At 69.4% G+C, this 15,771-nt stretch carries 17 protein-coding genes and 1 pseudogene; 12 read left to right on the top strand and 6 right to left on the bottom strand.

Going from position 1 to position 15,771, the window contains the following annotated elements:
• The first annotated feature begins 2 nt into the window (after nucleotides 1-2).
• Nucleotides 3-1,304: an MFS transporter gene (locus ACL00U_RS05805; RefSeq protein ID WP_412873929.1), complete on the top strand. Its 1,302-nt coding sequence runs from the start codon at nucleotides 3-5 to the stop codon at nucleotides 1,302-1,304.
• Nucleotides 1,305-1,454: 150 nt separating this feature from the next.
• Here the strand turns inward: ACL00U_RS05805 and ACL00U_RS05800 are convergent, their stop codons facing one another.
• From ACL00U_RS05800 to ACL00U_RS05790, 3 genes and pseudogenes are all read right to left on the bottom strand, one after another.
• The gene (locus ACL00U_RS05800) at nucleotides 1,455-1,754 is read right to left on the bottom strand and encodes a hypothetical protein (protein ID WP_412874080.1); all 300 of its coding nucleotides are present in this window, start codon (nucleotides 1,752-1,754) and stop codon (nucleotides 1,455-1,457) included.
• A 97-nt stretch (nucleotides 1,755-1,851) separates the two neighbouring features.
• Nucleotides 1,852-2,520: pseudogene (locus ACL00U_RS05795) on the bottom strand (amidohydrolase family protein); the annotation flags it as partial.
• A 99-nt stretch (nucleotides 2,521-2,619) separates the two neighbouring features.
• Nucleotides 2,620-3,810: an ABC transporter permease gene (locus tag ACL00U_RS05790; RefSeq protein ID WP_262160130.1), complete on the bottom strand. Its 1,191-nt coding sequence runs from the start codon at nucleotides 3,808-3,810 to the stop codon at nucleotides 2,620-2,622.
• Between the two features lie 78 nt (nucleotides 3,811-3,888).
• On the opposite strand from ACL00U_RS05790, the gene ACL00U_RS05785 reads away from it, so the two are divergent.
• Nucleotides 3,889-4,506 (top strand): TetR/AcrR family transcriptional regulator, encoded by a 618-nt coding sequence (locus tag ACL00U_RS05785; protein WP_412873928.1) that lies wholly within the window; start codon nucleotides 3,889-3,891, stop codon nucleotides 4,504-4,506.
• Nucleotides 4,507-4,578: 72 nt separating this feature from the next.
• Here ACL00U_RS05785 and ACL00U_RS05780 read toward each other — a convergent pair whose 3' ends face one another.
• Nucleotides 4,579-5,244 carry an SDR family NAD(P)-dependent oxidoreductase gene (locus ACL00U_RS05780; RefSeq protein ID WP_159557803.1) on the bottom strand — a complete coding sequence of 222 codons (666 nt, stop codon included), beginning with the start codon at nucleotides 5,242-5,244 and terminating at the stop codon, nucleotides 4,579-4,581.
• A 117-nt stretch (nucleotides 5,245-5,361) separates the two neighbouring features.
• On the opposite strand from ACL00U_RS05780, the gene ACL00U_RS05775 reads away from it, so the two are divergent.
• Nucleotides 5,362-5,925 (top strand): TetR/AcrR family transcriptional regulator, encoded by a 564-nt coding sequence (locus ACL00U_RS05775; RefSeq protein WP_052481587.1) that lies wholly within the window; start codon nucleotides 5,362-5,364, stop codon nucleotides 5,923-5,925.
• 88 nt (nucleotides 5,926-6,013) lie between these two features.
• Here ACL00U_RS05775 and ACL00U_RS05770 read toward each other — a convergent pair whose 3' ends face one another.
• Complete coding sequence (locus tag ACL00U_RS05770; RefSeq protein ID WP_056071192.1) at nucleotides 6,014-6,436, bottom strand: ester cyclase; 423 nt, start codon at nucleotides 6,434-6,436, stop codon at nucleotides 6,014-6,016.
• 44 nt (nucleotides 6,437-6,480) lie between these two features.
• Between ACL00U_RS05770 and ACL00U_RS05765 the strand changes: the two genes are divergently transcribed.
• The 8 genes from ACL00U_RS05765 to ACL00U_RS05730 all read left to right on the top strand — a co-directional run bounded on the left by ACL00U_RS05765 (nucleotide 6,481) and on the right by ACL00U_RS05730 (nucleotide 13,922).
• A complete protein-coding gene (locus tag ACL00U_RS05765; RefSeq protein WP_042536897.1) occupies nucleotides 6,481-6,975 on the top strand; it encodes a MarR family transcriptional regulator in 495 nt (164 codons plus the stop codon).
• Between the two features lie 8 nt (nucleotides 6,976-6,983).
• The gene (locus ACL00U_RS05760) at nucleotides 6,984-7,955 is read left to right on the top strand and encodes a zinc-binding alcohol dehydrogenase family protein (protein ID WP_259552152.1); all 972 of its coding nucleotides are present in this window, start codon (nucleotides 6,984-6,986) and stop codon (nucleotides 7,953-7,955) included.
• An 89-nt stretch (nucleotides 7,956-8,044) separates the two neighbouring features.
• On the top strand, nucleotides 8,045-8,230 hold the full coding sequence (locus tag ACL00U_RS05755; protein WP_017885868.1) for a hypothetical protein: 186 nt from the start codon (nucleotides 8,045-8,047) through the stop codon (nucleotides 8,228-8,230).
• Nucleotides 8,231-8,357: 127 nt separating this feature from the next.
• Nucleotides 8,358-10,178 (top strand): histidine-type phosphatase, encoded by a 1,821-nt coding sequence (locus ACL00U_RS05750; protein WP_412873927.1) that lies wholly within the window; start codon nucleotides 8,358-8,360, stop codon nucleotides 10,176-10,178.
• 177 nt (nucleotides 10,179-10,355) lie between these two features.
• A complete protein-coding gene (locus tag ACL00U_RS05745; protein ID WP_071252390.1) occupies nucleotides 10,356-11,285 on the top strand; it encodes an ABC transporter ATP-binding protein in 930 nt (309 codons plus the stop codon).
• Nucleotides 11,282-12,052, top strand: a complete 771-nt coding sequence (locus tag ACL00U_RS05740; protein WP_193558937.1) for an ABC transporter permease — start codon at nucleotides 11,282-11,284, stop codon at nucleotides 12,050-12,052. Before ACL00U_RS05745 ends, ACL00U_RS05740 begins: the two co-directional genes overlap by 4 nt.
• Nucleotides 12,053-12,075: 23 nt before the next feature.
• Nucleotides 12,076-13,293: a sensor histidine kinase gene (locus tag ACL00U_RS05735; RefSeq protein WP_262118555.1), complete on the top strand. Its 1,218-nt coding sequence runs from the start codon at nucleotides 12,076-12,078 to the stop codon at nucleotides 13,291-13,293.
• A gap of 5 nt (nucleotides 13,294-13,298) precedes the next feature.
• The gene (locus ACL00U_RS05730; RefSeq protein WP_197068611.1) at nucleotides 13,299-13,922 is read left to right on the top strand and encodes a response regulator transcription factor; all 624 of its coding nucleotides are present in this window, start codon (nucleotides 13,299-13,301) and stop codon (nucleotides 13,920-13,922) included.
• 62 nt (nucleotides 13,923-13,984) lie between these two features.
• Here ACL00U_RS05730 and ACL00U_RS05725 read toward each other — a convergent pair whose 3' ends face one another.
• Nucleotides 13,985-14,851, bottom strand: a complete 867-nt coding sequence (locus tag ACL00U_RS05725) for a hypothetical protein (RefSeq protein WP_259552148.1) — start codon at nucleotides 14,849-14,851, stop codon at nucleotides 13,985-13,987.
• A gap of 448 nt (nucleotides 14,852-15,299) precedes the next feature.
• On the opposite strand from ACL00U_RS05725, the gene ACL00U_RS05720 reads away from it, so the two are divergent.
• A complete protein-coding gene (locus ACL00U_RS05720; RefSeq protein ID WP_139179885.1) occupies nucleotides 15,300-15,743 on the top strand; it encodes a hypothetical protein in 444 nt (147 codons plus the stop codon).
• Nucleotides 15,744-15,771: the final 28 nt, after the last annotated feature.

Genomic DNA, 15,771 nt, shown 5'->3' with positions numbered 1-15,771 from the left:
CAGTGTCTTGGGCGAACTGTCTTGCTCGCAGCGTCGCGGTCTGCCAGCGTTGGCGCATGGGCGAGGACGCGACCACGCTGCGTGGAGTGCCCGGGTTCCGCTCGTACTGGTCCGCCGCGACCGTCTCATCGTTCGGATCAGCAGTCAGCGCGGTCGCCGTACCGGTTCTCGTGGTGACCGTGCTGCACGCCAGCCCGTTCGAGGTGGGGCTGGTGAACGCTGCCCAGTTCCTCCCGTACGCGTTGTTCGGGCTGATCGTCGGCGCGTACGTCGATCGATTCCGGCGCAAGCCACTCCTGATCTGGGCGAGTGTCGGTCGTGGCGTGTGCCTGGGCGCGATCCCGGTGCTCTGGTTCACCGGGCTCTTGAACCTCTGGGTGACGGCGGCGGCGTTGTTCGTGTTCGGCATCCTGTCCGTCATCGGATTCGCCGCGACGCAGTCCCTCCTCCCTCGAATCGTCCCTCGCCCGCTCCTCCTGGCGGCGAATGCGCGGGTCGACCAGAGTGATGCGGCAGCGCAGACGGTGGGCCCGGCTCTCGGAGGTGTCCTGGTCAGCATCGTGACCGCGCCGGTCGCGATCGCCCTCGACGCGGTGAGCTACTTCATCGACGCCGTCCTCATCGCGCGCGTCCGCGTCATCGAGCAGACGCCAGCGCGCACGGCGGGTGCGCGGTTGCGGAGCGACATCGCCGACGGTCTGCGGTGGACGTACGGTCATGCGATGCTCGCACCGCTGGCGCTGTCGACACATCTCTGGTTCCTCGCCAACGCCGCCGGACTGACGGTGTTCGCGACACTCGCGCTCCGCACCTTCGCGCTCCCAGCGGCCGTGTACGGGGGCATCCTCGCCGTCAGCGGTGTCGCGATGCTCCTCGGCGCCACCGCTGCGCCGCGCCTCGGTACCCGCTTCGGTGCCGGCCGGACGATCATCGCCGCTCGAGCCGCGTACCCGGTCGCCTGGGCCGCCGTCACGCTCACGACGGTCGGCACCGGCACAGCAGGAACACCGGCGACTGTCGCGGTGTTGTTCGTCGCCTTCGCCGTGCACGGCGCTGCAGCGGGCTGCGAGAACGCGAACGAGATGAGTCTTCGCCAGACCGTCACACCCGACGCGCTGCTCGGTCGGATGAACGGCACGACGCGCAGCGCGAACAGGACCCTCGCGGCTGCGGGCGCGGTGGGCGGCGGCGCGCTCATGACCGTCGCCGGGGATGGCGTCGCGCTCCTCGCGGTGACGCTCGTGTTCACTGGCGCCGTCGTCGTGGCGGTGTGCTCACCACTCAGGACGATCGCCGTTCGGTAACGGGGAGCTCGAGCACCACGCCGCGTTCATCCGCCGCATGGTCGGTGCCGCGTCGGACGCTGCGGATCGGCTCCGCGGGTGAGACCCCGCGAACACTCGGCTGAACGGTCAGGCTGGTGCACCCTGGCGGCTCACGGACCGCTTCGACACTCACTCGCTCCCCGGAACGCGCTCGGCGCTCAAGCGGGGGAAGAGCTGCTCGGCGGCTGTTCGGTGCACCTCGCCCAGTCGTTCTGCGCCGGGGCCGTCGTAGGTGTCCAGGTCGTGGTCGAAGCGGGCGCTCCAATCGGGGTGCGCGTAGGGGAAGTCGCTGCCGTAGAGGACATGGCCGGGTTCCGCGAACGCCAGCAGTGACGGCAGCGAGGTTGGGGATGCGGACAGTGCGGTGTCGAAGTAGAACTTCCGGAGGCCCGCCTGGATGCTCTCCGGCGTGGTGTCGGGGTTGAACATCGCGGCGGCGCTGAATCGACTGGCTGGCGTAGGGCAGGAACCCGCCGGCGTGGGAGAGGATGACGCGGAGGTTCGGGTACCGGTCGAACACGCCGTGCGCGACGAGGTCCACGGCGGTGCGGGTGGTGTCGAACGGGAAGTCCAGCAATGCAGTCGGCATCCCTGGCAGCTGGGTGATCGGTGGTGCGGTGGGGTGCACGAAGACCACGGCCGAGCGCGCGGCGAGTTCTGCCCAGAGCGGCTCGTACGCGGGGTCGCCGAGGTACCGTCCGTGCGCGTTCGACAGCAGGAGCACCCCGTCGGCGTGGAGTTCGTCGAGTGCTCGCACGGCCTCGGCGACGGCACCATCGAAGTCCGGCAACGGCAGCACCGCGAAGTGCCCGAACCGGTCCGGCGCCTCACGGACCAGCTCGGCCTGGTAGTCGTTCAGTTCGCGGGCGAGTTCCCGCGCCGCGGCGTCGTCACCGAAGTGCACGCCGGGTGCGCTGATCGAGAGCATTCCGGTCTCGATTCCCGCCTCGTCCATCATCTCGATCGCCGCTCGGGGGCTCCACTCCGGCATCAGCCAGCCACCGATGGCCCGAGGCCCTCGTCGCGGTGCGGTCCCGCCGCTTCCACCCCACGGGTCCCACTGCGCGGACCCTCCGGTCGCAGCCGGCGCATCCCCCGGGGCGCCGGCCCCCATCGCTTTCGATCCTGCCGCTGCCAGCGCCTCGAAGTAGCGGGGCGGGAGCAGGTGCTGGTGGACATCGATCTTTCCTGGCATGGTGCGGTCCTCCGATCGTCCTCAGCAATGAGGGCTGGTTGTCGTGTGCAGGAGTGGGTGCCTCGAGGGATCCCCGCCCGTCGAGGACCCCTGTTGCATTCAGGGCGTTGGGGTCAACGGCAGCAAGGCCGCGTTGGGCGTGACTGCAGCGGCCTCGAGGTGGGAGCCCGAGGGTCCGGCCGTCTGGCGGGGATCGTGCTCGGAGCGGAGGCCGCCCTTCGGTCGAGCCGCGGCTTCGCGTCGGTTCCGGATGAGCATCGCCGTCAGCGTGAGCAGGATGCCTGCCACGGCCCAGATGCTCAGCCGGATGATCGGGGCGGCGACCGCGGCGCCGTCGAAGTACTGGACGGACCGCAGCAGGTCGAGCGCGTCGCCCTGTGGGAAGACGTAGTAGAGCGTCTGGAAGAAGTCGTTGAGGACGTGGATCCCGAGCGGGCCACCGGACGACGTGTTCCCGAGGATCACCAGGGCGAGCGTCATCACCAGAGCCGCGATGGTTCCGCCGAGTGCTGCGACGCCCGTGACCGCTCCCCCGATGGCGAGTCCGGTCAGCCAGAGGGTCCCGAACACGGCCCAGGGGCCGACGGTCACCGCTCCGAGTGCGGAGTCGATCCACAGGGTGATCAGTCCGGCGAGGAGACCGGTGTAGAGCACGAGGACGATGCTGCGCTCGATGAACTTCGCCGCCGTGTCGACAGTGCCGAGGACGCGTCCGAACACCGTCGCACCGAGGGCGGCCCCCAGGCCGGCGAAGAGGATCGCGTAGAACTCGATCGATCCGACCGGGTCCTGCTTCGGCAGGGGTGCGAGGTCTGCGGCCGTGTTGGTGGTCCGCAGTTTCGCTGCGATCGAGTCACCGATACCGGAGATCGCCTGTCCGAGGCCACGGCCGCCGCCGCTGGCGATGTAGGTGGTGACGCCGGCGCCCTTCCCCGGAGCAGGTAACACGACAGCGCCGTCGACGTCGCGGTCGAGCACCGCGGTCCGCGCCTGCTGGTCAGAGGCCACGACGGTGAGGTCCAGCGATCCTTGCTGCTCGAGCGCGACGATCGCGTCAGCGTCGCCGGTGACCGCGAGGTGCACGTTGTTCGGCGTCGGGTCGCCGAACGCGCTCGAGTAGCTCGTCAGCATCGCCATCGCGAGGAGCAGGATCGCGATCCCGCCGAGGATCACGTTCCGGTAGCGATGAGCCGATCCCGGCCCTTCGGAGTTCAGCGTTCCGCCCGCGACCGCCGCTTCGAAGGCCGGGTGCTGCGGGCCGTCTCGCCGGTCCGGTGCGGGTTCGGTCACGTGCGTCATGGTGTCCTTTACAGTTGTCCAGTAGATGACGAACGTACATCAGGGCTCTCAGTCTGGCAAGATGGACACATGACGAAGGGAACGCGCACGGCGGCACTCGCGAGCCAGCGGGTGGACCCGCGCATCACCCGCACCCGCGCCGCCCTGATCCGGGCGTTGACCGCACTCGTGTCCGAGGCGCCGAAGGGCGAGACGATCTCGATGAGTGCAGTGGCGCAGCGAGCTGGCTTGAGCAGGCAGGCGCTCCACAACCACTACAGCAACGTCGGTGACCTCGCGACAGATGTCTGGATCAGTCGACTCCTCGAAGACCATCTTCCCCTCGACGAGGGCGCGGCGAACCTCGCGCAGGCCCTCACCGACGCCGTTCGCGAACGCGGGATCGAACCGCTGCTCACCGCAGGACGATCGGATCGGGAGTTCTTCGACAAGCTCCGTGCCATCCCGCGCGGCGAGCGGGTCACCGAGGTGCTGGCTTCGGCGATGACGACGTGGCTGACGGAGTCCGATTGCGATGGCCCCCGACCGGTGGTCGCACTCAGCGGGGACGCCCGCACCTTCACGATCGGCGGCATGATCGCGCTGGTGTCGACGTGGCAGATGGCCGACGCACCGCCGAGCACCGCGCAGCAGGTCGCCACGCTCCGCACGTTCGCAGCCGCGGCAGCCGGTGCCCGCACCGACTGACGTGCAGAGCGCCACCATGCAGAGTTCGCGGCAGCCACCCGTCCAGGCCGGCCGGCCCGGACGGGTGTGTCGTCAGCCGTCGTAGGCGACGTAGTGCAGTTCGGCGTCCCGCCGCTCGTCATGGAGCTTCACGTACGACTGCGCGATGACCGCGGGCTCCGCATCCGGTCGCCCACCTCCGATCAGGGCGGTGATCGCGACGAAACCGACGTAGACACCCTTCTCCGCGACGGCGGCACCGAGGTTGAGGATCCAGTTCCGGAGCCCTGCGGCTGCGATGTTGACGTTCCCGCGGACCGGAGTCCGGGCGAGCGCACCACCACCGGTCGTCACGAGGACCGTGCCTGTGCCCGCGGCGATCATGTCGGGCAGCACCGCACCGACGGCCGCGATGGCGCCACCGAGGTAGAAGTCGATCTGTGGCTGCAGGTTGTCCATCGTCACATCCACGGCATCGACCGACTCCAGTGCCCGATCCGCCGGCGAGTACTCGAGGACGTCGATCGGACCGAGCGACTCCCGGATCGACCGGAGTGCGCCTCGGATCGTGTCGGGCTCGCTGACGTCGGCGGTGAACCCGTGAGCCTGGATGCCCTCCGCGACGAGCGCACTCGCCAGGGCATCCACCTTCGCCTGGCTGCGGGCAACGAGCGCGACGTCGAAGCCCTTCTTCCCGAAGGCGCGAGCGATCTCGAGACCCAGTCCGGGTCCCGCGCCGATGATGGTGATGAGGGGCATGATGTGTCCTTTCGTGGCCCACCGCCGGGCCCTGCAAGCTGGTGCGGTAAGTTGAGAACGTCCTCAAATCCACTGCAGCATATGTTGAGACCACCCTCAAGATCCTTCGGAGTCGCTGTGAGCACCCCACCCCGTCTGCGTCGAGACGCGCAGGCGAACCTCCAGAAGCTGCGCGCCGCCGCCATCGCCGTGTTCTCGCAGCGAGGATTGTCCGCTCCCCTGGAGGACATCGCCCGGGAAGCCGGCGTGAGCATCGGCACGCTCTACAACCGCGTCGGGTCGCGCGAAGAACTCATCGACGCCGTCGTGCCCGACATCGCAGGGGCAAAACTCAAGACCCTGCGAGACCGGACACTGTCGCAGGACAGTCCCCGTTCCCAGTTGGAGACCTTCATCGCCGAGATGATCGACCTCCAACGAAGCGACCCGGCCATGAACGACGCAATGCTGCGGCGCTACCCGGACGCCGTGCTCCTCATCAACGCTTGCGAACGATCCATGGCGCTCGGCGCCGAACTCGTCGCCAACGCACACAGCGCCGGAGTGCTCGCCGAGGACTTCACCGCCGACGACCTGATGGCCGTCCTGTGGCTGGCCGGGATGGCCAGCCACGACCCTGCAGCCCCGGAAGGATGGCGTCACGTCGTGGACCGGAGCGTGTCCGCAGCCTGGCTTGCCTGAGGGTCATGCCACGGCGATCGTCACGGAGTACCACTGACCCACCGGGCAGCCGCCCCGTGTCGCGCGAAGCCGATCGCACCCTGACCGTTCACCTGATTGCCGACGGGAGCGCCCCGATCTGCCCGAGGATGCTGAGCACGTCCGGCTGGCCGACCTCGTCGACGATCAGTCCCTCGTCGAAACGGTAGAAGTTGCTCGCGTTCGCGACCACCGTCCTCCCCGTAGCGGGGACACCGAGGAACTCGCCGTCGTGCGTGCCGCGCAGTTCGAAACGTGCTGCGACTTCGTCGCCCTCGACGACGATCCGGTCGGTGCTCCACTGGATGTCGGAGAACGCGCCCCGCATGATCGTCAGGATCTGCATGTACCCCGGCAGTCCGCGCAGCGGCTCGGGCGAGAACGGCGTCAAGAATGCCGCTTCAGGTGCGATGACCGTCTCACCGATGGACGGGTCGGCGCTGTTGATGAAGTCGACGAATCGCAGGAAGGAGAGGCGTGTGTCTGTGGTCATGGACAACTACTTTACATAGCAAGTAGATGCCGTAGAGTCGAAGCATGAGCACGGACCTCGCACCCCTCCCTGGAATCGACGCCCCGGATGACCGGGCTGGGCGAGCGGCGCGTCTGCGGGAGTACTTCGCCGCGCTGGTGCGGCACGAGACCGACGTGTGGAACGCGGTCGAGAAGCGGATGCGGGGCGAGGGCGTGCTGAGCCTGGCCCGACTGGAGGTGTTGCGGATCGTCCAGGCAGCCCCATCGGGCGCCCGGGTGCAGGACGTCGCGACCGGCGTCGGGACGTCGATCGCTGCAGCCAGTCGCTTGCTCGACCGGCTCGCCGCCGATGGTTTCCTCGAACGTTCGACGGACCCGGACGATCGGCGCAGTGTCCGGAGCGTGCTCTCACCCCAGGGGAGAGACGCCTTCGCCCTCGCGGACGAGCGGTTCGACCAAGCGCTGGACGCCGTGCTCTCGGATGCCGATGCCGCGGCGATCGCAGACGGCATCGCGGCACTCGAGCGCCTGCAGTCGACGTTGGAGGCAAGGCGATGATGGCGACCATGCGGGCCGTCGTGATCGACGCACCCGGTGGCCCCGACGTGTTGCACCTCCGTGAGCTGCCGGTCCCGATCCCAGGCCCGGGCCAGGTGCTGATCCGTGTGGAAGCGTTCGGGCTCAACCGGTCCGAGCTGCACTTCCGCCGCGGCATGGGCCATTCCGGGACCTTCCCACGGGTGCCCGGGATCGAAGCCGTCGGGACCGTGGAGGCAGCCCCGGGTGGAGAGTTCCCCGCCGGTACCCAAGTAGCCGGACTGATGGGCGGGATGGGTCGCGACTTCGACGGGGGCTACGCCGAGTACACCGTCGTTCCGGCCAGCAGCGTCGTGCCGTTCCGGAGCAGCCTCGACTGGTCCGTGCTCGGCGCCGTCCCCGAGATGCTGCAGACCGCACACGGGTCGCTCACCGTGGGCGTCGGTGCCCGCCGGGGCGACACGATCCTGATCCGCGGTGGCACGTCGTCGATCGGCCTGGCGTGCATCGTGCTGGCGAAGCAGCAGGGCATGACCGTCATCGCAACCACTCGCAACCCGGACCGCGCCGAGCGACTGCACGCCACTGGTGCGGACCACGTCGTGGTGGACTCGGGCAGGATCGCCGACACGGTCCGTCGAATCGTGCCGGACGGCGTCAACGGAGCGGTCGAGTTGATCGGCACCGGCACGCTGCCCGACACACTCCGGGCGACAGCCGTCCACGGCACCGTGTCGTTCAGCGGGATGCTCTCCGACGTCTGGACCATCCCCGACTTCTACCCGATGGCGGTGATCCCCAACGGGGTGCGCCTCACCGCGTACTCCGGCGAAGCGAGCGACCTGCCGGCATCGGTACTGCAGGCGTTCCTCGACACCGTCGCAGCCGGCACCGTGCAGGTCCCGATCGCGAAGGTGTACGCGCTCGAGGAGATCGTTCAGGCCCACCGCGACATGGAGGACGGGATCCGGTCAGGCAAGCTCGTCGTCACCATCCGATGATGGGCACGGACTCCCCGGGACCCCGCTCTCGGGGTGGAACCCGTTCGTCCTCGACAAGGGCGCCAGCCAGTGCAATTCAGGAAGGTCGGATGTCTCCTCGCAGCTACAAGACCACCTTGGCCATCCTCGGCCTGGTCAGTCTCTTGCTCGTGCCGTTCTTGGTGCAGGGCGCCCTGCCGGCGATGTACGGCACGGTCGCACTCGTCGTTGTCGTCGCCTGGCTGCTCTACGGCGTCGTCAGCTCGAAGCTGACCCGACGATCCGGGCCCAGCTAGGCAGGTCCCACGGTGCTGCCGTGTCCGGCAGCACCGTCCGGTCACCTCCAGGTCAAGGGCTGTTCACCCGCTGGCACTAACTCTGCTGGTCGGACCGCCGCCCGAGGGTCCCGATACCGGAGGACCCATGAACACCCGCACCGCACTGTCCTGCGTTGCCGTCGCTGCCGTCGCCTCGCTGGTGTTCGCGACACCGGCGCACGCCGACGAGGCCAGCTTCACCAGCAGCAAGCAGCCCTACATCGCCCCCAGCCAGTCGGACATCGACGCCTACTCACCTGCCCCGACGGGCTACTCCCCCGTCGCCACGGAGTCGGTCGCCCGGCACGGATCCCGGGGGCTCTCCGCGTACAAGTACGACGCGCTGCTGCACCGTCTCGCCGCGACCGCGCAGGCCGAGAACGGGTTCCTGACGCCTGCGATCGGGAAGGAGTTCTCCGCGAACCTCGACGCCATCACGGCGGCGAACGTCGCGAACGGCTACGGCAAGCTCACCGGTCAGGGTGCAGCCCAGCACCAGGGCATCGGAGCGCGAGCCGCGCAGCGCAACAAGCAGCTGTTCGCCCGTGCGGCGAAGACGGGCGGGCGTGTCGTCGCCGAGACGTCGGGCGAGTCTCGCGCCACGGAGTCCGGCGAGAACTTCTTGCGGGGCTTCGGTGCCCCTGCTGTCAAGCTCGAACCGCGCCCCGACCTGCTCTACTTCCACGAGGTCGAGAACCCGGACGGCACCGACAAGGCCGAGGGGTCACCCGAGCGCCAGCGCGCCCAGGCGTACGAGGACTACATCGCCGAACAGACCGGTGACGGCGGCACGATCGCTGCGGCCTTGCGGTACATCGAGGCGAAGCCGCGATCGGTCCAGGCGGCGCAGGACCTGCTCTCCGGCATCTTCACGCCCGGGTTCATCGCCGAGATCGGCACCGACAAGGCACACACCTGGTACAACACCGCCGACGGCTCCAAGGGCGGCGCGGTGGCGTGCGCGCCCGGCGCCGAAACGAAGGCCGATCCCGATGCCTGCGGCGACCCGAAGAAGTCGATCAAGAGCACCGTCGATGCGGCGATGTCGCTCTACAACCTGTACATCATCGCGGCCGACATGCAAGTGGAGAACGTCGCTCCGCACCGGTTCGACTTCGCGCAGTACTTCGCTGGCCGGCCGGCGGATGCCGAGTGGTTCGCGTACTTGCTCGACGCCGAGGACTTCTACGAGAAGGGCCCGAGCCTCGCCGGGCACGACGAGACCTACTCGATCGCCGAGCCCCTGCTCGACGACTTCTTCGCCACGATCGACGCCCGCGTCGCCGGCGGCGACGTCGTCGCGACCTTCCGTTTCGCGCACGCGGAGACGATCATCCCGTTCGCGGCGCTGCTGCGGCTGCCGGGATCCACCGTCGCCGCGCCCGACAACGCTGCTCCGGCGTCCGACGCCGACGTCTACGGGTACGCCACCAACCCGTGGCGAGGTTCTGCGGTGACGCCGATGGCTGCGAACGTGCAGTGGGACGTCGTCTCGCGAGCAGGCATCGACCCCGCCACCGGAGCGGCCTACACGCCGCTCGTGCGCATGCTCTACAACGAGCGGGAGATCGCGTTCGCCCCCGGGTGCCGTGCAGTCGCTGCAGGGTCGCACTGGGTCAAGGAGACCGAGCTCAAGCACTGCCTGACCGGCACGGCGATGGCGGAGAGCCCGCTGATCGCTGCAGCCACGCCACGACCGACCGCGACGCCCACTGCGGAGCCCACGCCGACCCCGACGACGACGCCGGCGGTGACTCCGGCGACGCAGGGTGCCGGCACACCGACGGCCCGCGCGACGGGCACGCTGGCCGCGACCGGCGCACAGTCGCCTGCCGGACCGGCGTTGCTCGCGACGCTGCTCCTCCTGGCCGGTGCCGGGACCCTGGTGCTGCGTCGCCGCCGTCGCCTGCGTCGTCACACCGACTGACGCCGGCGCACCGCGCCAGCGGGGTGACGGCCGTGCCTGGAGGTGGGCCCCACGTCGGCAGCCGAGGGGCAGTGACTCGACCGAGCCGCGGACCTCGGCCACCAGTGACAGATGTCATGCCGGGATCGTGACGTCCGGCCGAGGCACCGCGCGCTGGGCTGCACGAGGGTGGGTCCCATGAACGACACACCGGTCATCCAGCTCCGCGACCTCCGCAAACGCTTCGGCGAGGTGGCTGCGGTCGACGGCGTCGACCTGACGATCCGTCCGGGCGAGGTCGTCGCCCTCCTCGGCCCGAACGGCGCCGGCAAGACCACGACGGTCGACCTCGCGCTCGGGCTGTCCGTGCCGACGAGCGGCGGGGCCCTGCTCTTCGGTGAGGAGCCCCGCGCCGCGGTGGTCACGGGGCGGGTCGGCGCGATGCTCCAGGGCGGCGCGCTCCTGCCGGACATGACGGTCCGGGACGCGGTCGCCCTGGTTGCTGCAGCGCACCGTCGTCCGATGTCGGTCGACGAGGCCCTCCGCCGTGCGCGCTGCACCGAGATCGCCGGCCGCCGGGTGAACAAGCTCTCCGGCGGTCAGCTGCAGCGGGCGAGGTTCGCGGTCGCCGTGGTCTCCGACCCCGACCTGCTGGTGCTCGACGAACCGACCGCGGCGATGGACGTCGAGGCCCGGCACACGTTCTGGTCCTCGATGCGCGAGTTCACCGACGCCGGGCGCACGGTCGTCTTCGCCACCCACTACCTCGACGAGGCCGACACCTTCGCCGACCGCATCGTCATCATGCGCGCCGGTCGGATCGTTGCCGACGGCACACCCGCCCAGATCAAGGCGATCACCGCCACGCGTGCGGTCCGGTTCTCCGGGGTCACGACCGACGCGCACGTCGCGTTGCGCGGTCTCCCCGGTGTCCGCAGCCTGGAGGCCCGGCACGACTCCGTCACGCTCCGTTCGGACCGCAGCGACGACACCCTCCGGGCCCTGCTCACGTCGTTCCCGCAGGCGCACGACATCCAGGTGGTCGCCTCGACCATGGACGACGCCTTCCTCGCGCTCACTGCCGACCCCGCCACCACCGACACCGCTCCCGAAGGGATCCCCGCATGACCACCGTCACCGCGTCCGGCCGGATGCCGATCCGTTACGTCTACCTCGAGACGAAGCGGCAGCTCCGCAACGTCCGTGCGATGGTGTTCACCTTCGCCGTCCCGGTGATCATGCTGCTCGTGTTCGGTTCGGCCTTCGGCTCCCAGACCGACCCGACGACCCGTCTGCAGTACCTCGTCGTCACGACGCTGCAGATGGCCGCGTACGGTGCGATGATGGCCGCGCTCAGCCAGGCGTTCGCGATCGTCAACGAGCGATCGATCGGCTGGAACCGGCAGCTGCGGGTGACGCCGCTCTCCGGGTGGGGCTTCATGGTGTCGAAGGTGATCGCCGCGATGGCCTTCACCGCGGTGTCGATCGTCATCACGGTGCTCGTCGCGACCGTCGGCATGCACGCCTCGCTCGACCCGCTGCGCTGGTTCGCCGCCGGGTTCGGCATCTGGTGCGGAGTGATCCCGTTCGCGCTCATCGCGATCCTGATCGGACAGTTCGCGAAGCCGTCCTTCGCGCAGCCGCTCTTCATGGTGGTGTTCATGGGCATGGCGATCCTCGGCGGTCTGTGGGTCCCGCTGTCGGTGATGCCGGAGTGGATGGGGACCGTCGCGCACCTGCTGCCCTCGTACTGGTTGAACCGGATCGGACAGATGGGGGCCGGGGCCACCGGTTCCTCGGGCATGGTCGAACCCGCGATGGTCCTGGCGTGCTGGGCGATCGTGCTGGCCGCGGTGATCGTGTGGCGCTACCGCCGCGACGCTGCACGGCAGTGACCGACGGCCCTACGCTGGCACCGATGTCCGAGGCGACCAGCACGACCGACGCAAGTGGCACGGACGACGCGTCACGCGCCTCCCGGCCATCCCCACGCTCGTTCCCGTGGGCCGTCCCGCCGGGGGCGAGTGACGACGACATCCGCATCGGACGCCGTCGGTGGTACACCGGCGCGGTGTTCGCGCTCCTGTGGCAGGTGCTCGAGATCATCGCCGTCTGGACCGACGGACGGAGCCTCCGCGCGCACGTCGTCTCCTCCATCGCCCTCGCCGTCGTGTACGCGGCGTACCTGTTCGCACCGGAGCTGATGTGGCGACGGAACCTGCGCGAGCGGGTGCTCGTGCTGGCCGGGGTCGCGCTGCTCGCCGGGCTCCTGCTCCTCGTGGTCGGGCCGCTCGCGGTCTGGACCTGGCTGCTCATCGCTGCACTCTCCGGGTTCGTCGCCGAGCGGTTCTGGGTGGCCGCTGTCGTGGTGCTCGGGATCGTCGCCGCGCAACTCCTCGTCGCCGTGAGCACAGGCTGGGACAACGCCGTGGACAACGGCATCCTCTTCGCCCCGGTCATCACCGTGTCCGTCGGGGCCTCGATGCTGTTCTTCGGACGGCAACGCGAGGCGGAGCAACGGCTCGGGGTCGCGCAGGACGAGATCACCCGCCTCGCCGTCGTCGAGGAACGCGCCCGGTTCTCCCGCGACCTGCACGACGTGCTCGGCCACTCCCTGACCGTCGTCGCGATGAAGTCCGAGCTCGCCACGCGGTTGGTGGACGTCGACCCGGCCCGGGCGAAGACCGAGATGCAGGACGTCGAACGGCTCTCGCGCGAAGCACTGCAGGGGCTCCGACGCGCGGTCAGCGGCTACCGCGAGGCCGACCTCGACGCCGAACTCGTGTCGGCGCGAGCAGCACTCGAGGCCGCAGCCATCGACGCAGCACTCCCCCGGGACGCCGACGCAGCAGCCGATGACGTTCGGAGCCTCTTCGCGTGGGTCCTCCGAGAAGGCGTCACGAACATCGTCCGGCACGCCGCCGCGAGCCGGGTCCGCGTGACGCTGACCCGGACTGCGCTGACGGTCGAGGACGACGGCACCGGGGTGCTCGCTCCCCCGTCGACCGCGGCCGTGCTCGGCGGGAACGGGCTCCGCGGCCTCAGGGAACGCGCGGAAGCGGTCGGAGCGGTCCTGACCACCGGCACGAGCGACCTGGGCGGATTCCTGCTCCGGGTCGAGAGGAGTCGACGATGACCGAGGTGATCCGAGTGCTCATCGCCGACGACCAGGCGCTCGTCCGTGGCGCACTCGCCTCGCTGCTCTCGCTCGAACGGGACATCGCGGTCGTCGCCCAGGTGGCCCGTGGCGACGAAGTGCTCGACGCAGCACGGGCGTCCGGCGCCACGGTGGCCCTGCTCGACGTCGAGATGCCGGGGGCGGACGGCCTCACGGCGGCGTCGATCCTGGCTCGCGAGCTGCCGACCTGCCGCTCGCTCATCGTCACGACGTTCGGCCGACCCGGGTACCTCCGGCGAGCGCTCGAAGCCGGGGCAGCCGGGTTCGTCGTGAAGGACACCCCCGCCGAACACCTCGCCGATGCCGTGCGCCGTGTCGAAGGGGGTTTCCGTGTCGTCGACCCCGTGCTCGCCGCCGAGTCCCTCGCTGCCGGGCCCTCCCCGCTCAGCCCGCGGGAGACCGACGTACTCATCGCCTTCCGCACGGCGCCGACCGTGGCCGGGGTCGCCGGCACGCTGCACCTGTCCGAGGGCACCGTGCGGAACCACCTGTCGTCCGCGATCGGGAAGACCGCGGCGCGCAACGCGACCGAGGCCCTGCGGATCGCGGCGGACAACGGCTGGCTGCTCGGCACGGGACGGCCCTGATCCGGTCGCGGAACGATCGGCGCTCGGTCCGGTCCTTCGCGGTTCGGCGGCGGTCGCAGGCGTCAGTCAGCCGATCGACGGAGCGGCTCCGCCTGTCGCTTCCCTGCCGATGCCCGCACGGACTCCTTCACCGCGGCGACGAAGGACGTCCGGGTGCGCTCGTCGAGCAGGTCGAGCGACAGGTACGGGTTGAGGTCTTCCAGCTCCACGAGGAGCAGTGCTCCGTCTCGGGTGCGGCAGGCATCGACGCGTTGGACACCGTGCTCGATCGTGTTCCACCCGATGAACTGTTGCGCGAAGGCCCAGTCGTCATCGCTCGCGCGGTACTGCTGCAACTCCCACCGTTTCGTCGGGTCGGGAGCGTTGAGCGCGTACTGCGGGACGTGGTCCACGTAGTAGAAGGAGACTTCGTACTGGAAGTCGATGCGGGGTTGCACGAGCAGGTTGTCGTAGTGGAGCCCGGCGAGCTCGTCACGGCCCACGACTCTCAGCCCGATCGAGTCCGCGCCCAGCTTCGGCTTCGCGATGTAGTCCGCGGTGTCCGGGAGCTGCGCGATGTCCGCGGCGGCATCGATCGTGGGGATGACCGGGTACCCGGCTCGGAACAGGTCGAGGAGGTACTGCTTCCCCCTCTGGTCAGCTCGTCCTCTCAGGTCCGTGAACACAGGGATCCCACGAGTCCGCACGGCTTCGCGGAACGCATCGTACGCAGCCAGGTAGTGCAGCACGGGTCCACTGTTGCGCACCACGACGACGTCGAACGCGTCCATCAGGTGCTCGGCAGCCAGCGGTGGGCAGATCGCGACGTCGAACTCCGCGCTGAGCTCGCCGGACAGGTAGATGTCCTCGTCGCAGTAGCGTCGGCCCTTCGCCTCGTACCCGAGGTCACTCACGTAGAGGACGCGAAGGCGCTGGCGCTCTCCGTTCATGCCCGTGCGCCTTCCGCGGGCGACGGACCTGATGCACGTCCATCGATCAGCAGACGCCAGCCGGGGGCGAGTGGGCCGTGTTCAGTGCGCATCAGGATCTCCGGGTCGGAACGGGTGGGGACGGGTGGCGAAGGCAGTGGGGAGACGATCGTACGAGTCAAGGTGACCTGCCGCCCTGAGAAGCACCGCAGCCCTCACCGTGTGGATGGGGCTCGGGATCGTCTCGACAGGCAGCCGTGCGTCTGTTGCGAAGCCCTGTCCTCGGAATGTCGCCGCATGTGGTGGCTGGCTTCGAGCACCGGGACGCCGTTGTCGTCCTGCCAGCCACCCCCCCCCTGTACCAACGGAGCCCGCCGTGTCCGGGCGGAGGTCCGTTCGACAAGCTGCTCCCTTCCTGGCATGTTAACGACTGAAGGGCTGGATATCAGTTCTCGGGAAGGAGTGGGAAATGAGCAAGAACGATCACCGATCTCGGCGGGTTGCCGCTGGCTTCGCCGCTGTGGCTGTCGGCGGGGCGGTGTTCCTCGGCGCGATCCCCGCACAGGCGCAGGACGGCGTCGGGAGCGAGGGGGTCATCGGTGGATGGTCAGAGAGCACCGGGACCGTCGACGGCGCAGGAACCGGAATGTCGGTGTTGGCGGTGAACCACCGCGGTGCAGCGGAGAAGAAGACCATCAGTGGGACGACGCACAAGCGTTCGCATGGTTGGACGACCTGGGCAGGCGTGCAGCACTACACGCGTGCGCGGCTCGAGCACGGCAGCAGCATCATCGCTGACTCTGGCCGGAAGTGGGGCAAGTCCGGCACGGAAGCAGTGACCGTGTGGAAGCCGTACCGGCCGAACCGGCCCGGCAACGGTGTCGGTACAGCGAAGACCTACTACGGCAGGTGACGCATCGCAGCGGGTGCGAGCCGACGGC

The sequence above is a fragment of the Curtobacterium poinsettiae genome (genome assembly GCF_047226435.1).
GTDB lineage: Bacteria > Actinomycetota > Actinomycetes > Actinomycetales > Microbacteriaceae > Curtobacterium > Curtobacterium poinsettiae.
This window is presented reverse-complemented; position numbering and strand designations above follow the sequence as displayed.